At 67.7% G+C, this 7,940-nt stretch carries 8 protein-coding genes and 1 pseudogene; 8 read left to right on the forward strand and 1 reads right to left on the reverse strand.

Features of this window, described 5'->3' with window-relative positions; genetic code table 11:
* Nucleotides 1-82: 82 nt before the first annotated feature.
* From K8V84_RS05580 to K8V84_RS05590, 3 genes and pseudogenes are all read left to right on the forward strand, one after another.
* Nucleotides 83-1,471: a glucose-6-phosphate dehydrogenase gene (locus K8V84_RS05580; protein ID WP_304071294.1), complete on the forward strand. Its 1,389-nt coding sequence runs from the start codon at nt 83-85 to the stop codon at nt 1,469-1,471.
* Complete coding sequence (locus tag K8V84_RS05585; RefSeq protein WP_304071297.1) at nt 1,468-2,085, forward strand: MFS transporter; 618 nt, start codon at nt 1,468-1,470, stop codon at nt 2,083-2,085. The genes K8V84_RS05580 and K8V84_RS05585 overlap by 4 nt, the downstream gene beginning before the upstream one ends.
* Before the next feature lie 61 nt (nt 2,086-2,146).
* Nucleotides 2,147-2,479, forward strand: a pseudogene (locus K8V84_RS05590) (cupin domain-containing protein); the annotation flags it as partial.
* A 90-nt stretch (nt 2,480-2,569) separates the two neighbouring features.
* On the opposite strand, the gene K8V84_RS05595 reads toward K8V84_RS05590, so the two are convergent.
* A complete protein-coding gene (locus K8V84_RS05595) occupies nt 2,570-3,244 on the reverse strand; it encodes a GntR family transcriptional regulator (RefSeq protein WP_304071304.1) in 675 nt (224 codons plus the stop codon).
* A 113-nt stretch (nt 3,245-3,357) separates the two neighbouring features.
* On the opposite strand from K8V84_RS05595, the gene K8V84_RS05600 reads away from it, so the two are divergent.
* The 5 genes from K8V84_RS05600 to K8V84_RS05620 form a co-directional block, all read left to right on the forward strand.
* The gene (locus K8V84_RS05600; protein WP_369696605.1) at nt 3,358-4,104 is read left to right on the forward strand and encodes an HpcH/HpaI aldolase/citrate lyase family protein; all 747 of its coding nucleotides are present in this window, start codon (nt 3,358-3,360) and stop codon (nt 4,102-4,104) included.
* Nucleotides 4,104-4,904 carry a carbon-nitrogen hydrolase family protein gene (locus tag K8V84_RS05605; RefSeq protein WP_304071308.1) on the forward strand — a complete coding sequence of 267 codons (801 nt, stop codon included), beginning with the start codon at nt 4,104-4,106 and terminating at the stop codon, nt 4,902-4,904. Before K8V84_RS05600 ends, K8V84_RS05605 begins: the two co-directional genes overlap by 1 nt.
* A 3-nt stretch (nt 4,905-4,907) precedes the next feature.
* A complete protein-coding gene (locus K8V84_RS05610) occupies nt 4,908-6,026 on the forward strand; it encodes a C4-dicarboxylate TRAP transporter substrate-binding protein (protein ID WP_304071309.1) in 1,119 nt (372 codons plus the stop codon).
* Entirely contained in the window at nt 6,023-6,604 is a 582-nt protein-coding gene (locus K8V84_RS05615; protein ID WP_304071312.1) for a TRAP transporter small permease, read from the forward strand. Before K8V84_RS05610 ends, K8V84_RS05615 begins: the two co-directional genes overlap by 4 nt.
* Nucleotides 6,601-7,940, forward strand: a 1,340-nt coding sequence (locus K8V84_RS05620) for a TRAP transporter large permease (protein WP_304071314.1), incomplete at its 3' end; no start/stop codon positions are given. The genes K8V84_RS05615 and K8V84_RS05620, both read left to right, overlap by 4 nt.

Consider the following 7,940-nt stretch of genomic DNA (forward strand, 5'->3'; position numbering starts at 1 on the left):
CCGGAGACGGGCACGCCGTTGGCCCGCTCACCGGGCGTCCGGGGTCGGCCGGTCCGGGGTTCGCCGGGTGAACGGGAGACCCATGCAAGACTCGGTCCAGACCCTGATCATCCTGGGCGCGCAAGGCGACCTGACCCAACGTCTGCTCCTGCCCGGGTTGGGCACCCTGGTCGCCGCCGACGCACTGGGCGACCTCCTCCTCATCGGTAGCGGCCAAGGTGAGGGCACCGACGGGCAGTGGCAGGAGACGGTGGCCCGCGCGTTCGCGGACGGGGGTGTGAGCGGGCCCGACGTCGACACCGTCGTACGCAACACGCGCTACGTCAGATCCGACGCCACCGACGGCTCCGACCTGCGTCGTCTCCTGGCCCGAGCACGCGGCCGCCTCACCCTCTACTTCGCGCTGCCGCCCGCCGTCATAGTCGAGAGCTGTCGGACCCTGGAACGCATCGGAGTCCCCGAGGGCACGCGCCTGGTCCTGGAGAAACCCTTCGGCACCGACATGGCCGACGCCGCCGCGCTCAACGAGCTGCTCCACGCCCTCGTGCCGGAGGAACAGGTCCACCGGGTCGACCACTTCCTCGGCATGACGACGGTGCTCAACATCCTCGGCATCCGGTTCGCCAACCGGGTGATCGAACCCTTGCTCACCTCCGAACACGTCGAATCCGTCGACATCCTCTTCGAGGAATCCCTGGGCCTGGAGGGCCGGGCCGGGTTCTACGACGTCACCGGCGCCCTGCGCGACATGGTCCAGAGCCACCTGCTCCAGGTCCTGGCCATGGTGGCCATGGAACCGCCCAGTACCCTGGACGCGCGCGATGTACGTGACGACAAGGCCCGGGTACTGCGGGCCACGCGCGTGTGGGAGGACGATCCCGAACGGTTCAGCCACCGCGCCCGCTACACCGCCGGAACCGTCGACGGTCGTTCGATGCCCGCCTACGTGGACGAGGACGGTATCGACCCCGAACGCGGCACCGAGACCCTGTGCGAGGTCGTGTTCGCGGTCCACACCTGGCGGTGGCACGGTGTGCCGTTCCGGATCCGCACCGGCAAGGCGATCGGTTCGCCCCGTCAGGAGATCGTCTTCCGTTTCAAGTCCCCACAACACGTTCCCACCGGACTCGTCGGCGACTTCGTCGAGAACCGGCTGCGCATCGGTCTGGGTCCTCGCCACATCGGGATGGACCTCAACGTGAACGGCCCGGGCGACCCCTACGACGTTTCACCGGTCACGCTGGCCACCGATTACGACCCCGGTGACCTGCTCGAATACGGCGAGGTGCTCCGCGGGGTGCTCTCCGACGAGATGCCCCTGTCGGTGCGCGGCGACATGTCGGTGGAGTCGTGGCGCATCGTCGAGCCGGTGCTGGAGGCGTGGAAGGCCGGCCGGGTCCCCCTGAACGACTACCCCGCCGGCAGCACCGGAGCGGAGATCACGAGGATCACGGAGAACCGGCAGCCGTGAACGAACCGTTGAACACCCGGCCCAGGGAGCAGAGCCACCTCGTCGAGCCCACGCCCAAGGGCCTCAAGACCGTCCGTAGGTGGGCGATCGGCATCACCCTCGGCAGCTTCCTGTTCGGCTTCGACACCGGCATCATCTCCGGTGCGCTGCTGTTCATCCAGGAGGACTTCGAGCTCACGTCCTTCCAGCAGAGCTCGGCCGTGAGCATTCTGTTGCTCGGCGCCATCCCCGCCGCGCTCCAGCAGTTCGTCGGGATCAACACGATCCTCTACTACGCACCGACGATCATGGGCCAGGCCGGTCTGTCCGCGTCGAACGCGATCTACTACTCGGTCTTCGTCGGCGCCGTCAACGTCATCATCACGCTGGTCGCGCTCAACCTCGTGGACCCGGTCGGGCGTCGCCCACTGCTGCTCATCTCACTGGCCGGGATGTGCGTCTCCATCGGCCTATTGGGGCTGGCCTTCAGCGTGGGCCCCACGTTCTGGATCTTCGCGGTCATCTGCCTGGTGGGGCTGGTCTTCGTGGTCAGGTTCGTTCCCGAGACCCGGGACCGGGACGCCGAAACGGTGAGCGCGGACCTGCGAGGACGGTGGGGAGTCACGGACGGCTGACCGGCCGCGCCTTCATCGGTGCTTGACCCCTTCGTGCCTAGGGTCGTGACACGAGAGAAATCGGGAGCCGTTCCACACGTGACCTCAGGAGGCGAGCGTCGAGAACAGCCACTATCGACGCACGCTGTGGACCGGCGAGCACTTGCAGCTCACCGTGATGAGCATCGACGTGGGCGACGACGTCGGTCTGGAGGTTCACCCGTACAACGATCAGTTCCTCCGGGAGGTCGAGGACGACGACGTCATCATGGTCCCGGCGGGGACCTGGCACAACGTCGTCAACACCGGTGACAGTCCGTTGAAGCTCTACGAGCTCTACGGTCCGCCGGACCACGAGCCGGGCACCGTGCACCCGGCGCACGAGGACGCGGAGAGGGACCCCAACGAGGACTGAGCGGGTCCTGCCGAGCGCCGGGCCGCTCACCCGCAGCGGGTGGGGACCCGGCGTTGCGGGCTTCGGGTGACCCATGCCGATCGAGCCGGGTCACTCCGAGAAGGCCCGGACGAGCTCGGGCACCTCTTGGAGGTGCACGTTGAGGATCGCGGTGCTCAGTGGGCCGTCGTGTGCGTTGAGCGCGGCCTCCAGTTCACGGTGTTCGCGCTCGATGATGGGGAGGCGTTCGGGTCCCTGCGTGATGGTGCGTACCGCCAGACGCACCTGTCGTGGTCGTAGGGAGTCGTACATCTGGCCCAGGACCGCGTTGCCCTGGTGCTGAACGATGCAGGAGTGGAACCGCTGGTCGAGTTGGGCGAGATCGTTCCAGTCCCGGTTTCGCCCGGCGGTCTCCATCGCCTCGATGAGTTCGGGGGCTTCGGGGGGAGCGCCCAGGCGACGATCGCAGATCTTGGTCATGGCGTCGGCCTCGATGACGAAACGGGCCTGGTAGATCTGCCGCATCTCGGTGGCGGTGACGACCCGGACCTGTGCGCCACGTCGAGGGACGAGGTCGACGAAGCGCTCGGCCTGGAGACGGTGGAGCGCTTCACGCACCGGAGTCCGGGAGGTTCCGACCTCCCTGGCCAGGACGGCCTCGTCGAGGAATTCGCCCTCGGCGAACGTCCCGGCGAGGATGGCGGCCCCGATCGTCTCGTATGCGCGCTCCCGTGCGGACTGTCGAGGTCTGTGGCCCCCGGCTGCGGTGCTGTTTTGATGTGACACAAAGCCCATCCTACCTTTACACAGACTGGATGCTCCGTGTATACAAGGTGTCCACACCAGATATTTAGCGGTGTGCGTCACATCCTTCGAAGGGAAGTAACGTGAGCGTTCACGTGGAGAAACGGCATGCGGTCTGGCTCTCCGAGCCCTCCGCTGCGGCGGTGGAGATGGCCAACCTGGCCGGGTACGGCACGGTCGTGCTCGACATCGAGCACGGGCTGTTCGACCTGGCGGCCCTGGACTGGCTCATCCCGCTCATTCGTTCCAAGGGCATGGACGTCATCGCGAAGGTGTTGGGACCGGAAAGGGGCCCGATCCAGCAGGCCCTGGACTTCGGAGCCAACATCGTGGCCATCCCGCACGTGGAGTCGGCCGCGCACGCCAAGGAGGTCTGCGGATTCGCGAAGTTCCCGCCGCTGGGCGACCGCTCCTTCGCGGGCGGCCGGACCTCCGACTTTCGGGGGTTCACCGACGCCTGGGTCACCCGGCAGGACACCGAGACACGCTGCTACCCCATGATCGAGGACGCCTCGGCGCTGGAGGAGATCGACGAGATCCTCGCCCTGCCCATGGTCGACGGCATCTTCATCGGTCCCTCGGACCTGTCGCTGCGTCGTGACCGTGGCGCCTACACCGCCGGCGAGGAGGACCTGGCGGACCTGCGCCACCTGGCCCGCGCGGCCCGGGCCGCCGGCAAGCCGTGGGTCCTGCCCGCCTGGAGCGACGCGGAAAAACGTCTCGCGGTCGAGGAGAACGCCGAGACCATCGTGACCACCATGCAGTACGGAGCGCTGCTGTCCGGGTTCACCGGAGCGCTCGAGACCCTGCGAAGCATCGAGAACGAGCTGAGGAGCCGTTGATGTCCCTGAACGTTGCAGTCGTGCAGTTCGCGCCCGCCGAGGACAAGGCCGAGAACCTTGCCGAGATCGAGCGGATGCTGCGCCGGGCCGCGGACGGTGGCGTGCGTCTGGCCGTTCTGCCGGAGTACGCGGTGTTCACCGCGCCCGCCATGGACGACCGGTTCGTCGACAGCGCCGAGCCGCTCGACGGACCGGCGGTCTCGCGCCTGCGCGCCCTCAGCACCGAGCTCGGTCTCGCCATCATCGCCGGCGTGAACGAGACGGCCACGGACGGCCGTATCCACAACACCCTCGTCGGAATCCAGCACGGTGAGGTCCAGGCGGTCTACCGCAAGGTGCACCTCTACGACGCGTTCGGCTACAAGGAGTCCGACCGCGTCCTGGCCGCGGACCCGCAGGAGCCGCGACTCCTGGAGGTCGACGGTTTCAAGGTGGGCATGCAGACCTGCTACGACCTGCGCTTCCCGGAGGTCTCGCGGGTCCTCGTGGACGCCGGCGCGGACATCATCGCGCTGCCCGCCGAATGGGTCCCCGGTCCTCTGAAGGAGTACCACTGGAACACCCTGGTGCGGGCCCGGGCGATCGAGAACACCGTCTACGTCCTGGCCGCCGACCAGAGCGCCCCGACCGGTGCCGGAAACAGCGCCGTCGTGGACCCGATGGGGATCGCCATCGCCACCGTCGGTGAGGCCCCGGGCCTTGGAACCGCCGTCGTCGAACGCGATCGTCTCGATCACGTCCGCAAGGTCAACCCCGCCCTGACCCTTCGTCGCTACAGCGTGGCCCCAACAGGAGCGTGAGACATGAACGCAGGCGCAAGACGTGCCCGAGCCGGTGGTTCGGTACGCCGTTCCACCGGGCTCCTGGCCTCGGGCGCGGCCCTGGCGGTACTGACCGCGTGTAGCGGTACCGCTCTGGGCGACGACACTTACGTGTTGCATTACACGACCTACTCCAACCCGACGTCGGACCAGTCGCGTACGGCGCAACGTTGGGCGGAGGAGGTCGAGGAACTCACCGACGGTGGTGTCACCGTGCGGCTCCACTACTCGGAGAGCCTGGTCGGCGCCGACGAATCGGCCCAGGCGACCCTGGACGGTCGCGCCGACATGGCTCAGGTCGGGTCCATCTACGCCGCCTCGGACCTGTCCATGTTCACGGTCATCGAGCTGCCGTTCGAGACCCAGAACCCCGAGGTGCAGATGACCGCGATCGAGCGGCTGTACGAGGAGAACGAGACCTACCGGGAGGACTTCGACCGTCAGGGTGTCCGTCTCCTCTTCCCGCTTCCGCTCGGCAACGCCGCCGTAGGGCTGCAGGAGGAGGTCGACGGCCTCGACGACCTGAGGGGCAAGAGCATCCGATCCGGTGGTCTGATCTCGGACGTGATGCTCGCGGCCGGCGTCAACCCCATCGGCATGACGGCCAACGACATCTACGAGTCGATGAGCCGTGGTGTCGTGGACGGTTACACCGCGCTGGCCCTGGCGAACCTGCCCACCTTCGGGCTGTCACCGGCCACGCCCTACCTCCTGGACCCCGGTATCGGGGCGTACTCGTCCTCGATCGTGGTCATCAACGAGGAGCTCTTCCAGTCCATGCCCGAGGAGTACCAGGACGCGCTGCTGGACGCCTCCGCCCAGGGCATCTCCAACGGGTTGGAGGAGATGGACGCACTCGGTGATGTCGCCTGTCAGGAGATGACCGAGAACGGGACGGAGTTCCTCTCCCTTCCGGAGGAGGAGACCTCCGCGTGGAAGGAGAAGGCGGGCGTCGCCGAGGGCTGGGTGGCCCGCTACGAGGACCGCGGCTACGACGCGCAGGGTGTACTCGACGACTACCGGCGGATCATCGAGGAGGAGACCGAGGTCTCCGACTACGCCGACCCGCTCGCCGCTTGCATGGAAGGACGGCAACAGTGAGCCGAATCAGCTTCCCGCGGCCGGTGACAGGGACCGCGACCGTGCTCAACCTCGCCGCCGGGCTCCTGCTCCTGGCCCTGATGTTCCTGACCGTCGCCGACGTGGTCGGCCGTAGCGTGTTCGGTCAGTCGGTCCTGGGGACGGTGGACATCTCGACACTGCTCCTGGTGACCATCGCCTTCCTCGGTCTGGCCTCCGCCGAGATCGACGGAAAGCACGTCTCCGTCACCCTCGTCGAGGCGCGCTTCGGCCACAGGAGCCGCATGGTCCTCTCAGGGATCAGGGCGGTCCTGCTGCTGGTCCTCGGTTCCCTCATCGTCTGGGGGATGGGCGAGGTCCTGCTCAGCGCCTACGACCGTGGTGAGACGACCAACGACATCCTGCGGTTGGCCACGTGGCCTGCCAAGCTCGTGCTCTTCCTTTCCTTCCTCCTGTTCTTCGTCATGGCGGTCTGGAAGGAAGTCCTCGAATTCCGCACGTTCCGTTCCGGTGAGGTGCCGCAGGACAACGAGGTGGACGCGGCCATCGAACGGGCCCACTCCGCCGTACGACAGGAAGTCGGTGAGGTCGCCTCATGACCGCTGCGACACTCTTCATCGTCATCGCGGTCCTGGTGATCTTCCTCGGACTGCTCGCGATCCGGTTCCACGTGGGACTCTCCCTCATGGTGGCGGGTCTGGTCGGTATCGTCCTCATGCGTGGGACCGACGCCGCGGTCAGCACGGTGGCCAACCAGCCGTTCTCGACCTCGGCCGACTACTCCCTGACGATCATTCCGCTGTTCATCCTCATGGGTGTGTTCGCCGTCCACGCGCGGCTGGCCCAGGCGGGGTTCGACCTCGCCTCACGGGTGCTGCGCCGGTTCCCGGGAGGCGCCGCGCTCGCGTCGCTGTCCGGGTCGGGTCTGTTCGCCGCGGTCACCGGATCCAGTGTCGCGACCGTGGCGACCATGGCCCGGGTGTCCACCGACGCGATCGTCAAGGCCGGACACGGGATCCGTCTCGCGGCCGGAGTCGTCTGCGCCGGTGGCACCCTGGGAGTGCTCATCCCGCCGTCCATCGTGCTGGTCCTGTACGGCGTCGTCACGGGGGAGAGCATCGGGGAGTTGCTCCTGGCGGGCATCGGCCCCGGCCTGCTGACGATCCTCCTCTACGCGATCACCATCGTGCTGATGGTCCTGACGGCCCGACGCAAGAAGGCCCGCGCGAACGCGCCGAAGGAGAGGGAACCGGCGATGGCCGGTGGGGCGTCGGCGACGTCCGCTTCGGAGTCCACCGTGGCCGCCGAGGGGGAGGCCACCGGTGAGGGCGCCCCGGAGCCCAAGCTGGACCTGTTCGGGTTCATGCTCCTCGTGGTCATCTTCATGGTCTCGATCGGCACGATCTACCTCGGTCTGGCCACCGCCACCGAGGCGGCCTCCTTCGGTGCGGTGTCCGCGTTCGTCATCCTGCTCATCCGCACCAGGCCGCCCCGCTGGATGAGCGCGATCAAGGAGTCGGTCACCGAGGCCGTCGGGCTGACCGCCATGACGTTCCTGCTCATGGCCGGCGCCGGGGTGTTCACCTACTTCCTCGCCCTGTCCGGGGCGAGCACGGCGGTGGTGGACGCGGTCCTGGCCGCCGACCTGGAACCCTACGTCGTGCTGGTGCTGTGCCTGCTGCTGTTGCTGCCGCTGGGCATGTTCCTCGACGGGATCTCGATGATCCTCGTCGCGGCGCCCCTGCTGCACCCGATCCTGAGCGGATACGGCTTCGAGGGCCTCTGGCTGGGCGTGCTCATCGTGAAGGTCGCCGAGATGGCGCTGATCACGCCTCCGGTCGGGATGAACGCGTTCGTCTACTCGGGGGCGGTCCCCGAGGCGGGGCTCGGGCGGATCTTCCGCGGCATCGTGCCGTTCATCATCGCCGACCTGGT

This window comes from Nocardiopsis listeri, from assembly GCF_020741345.1.
Taxonomy (GTDB): Bacteria; Actinomycetota; Actinomycetes; order Streptosporangiales; family Streptosporangiaceae; genus Nocardiopsis; species Nocardiopsis listeri_A.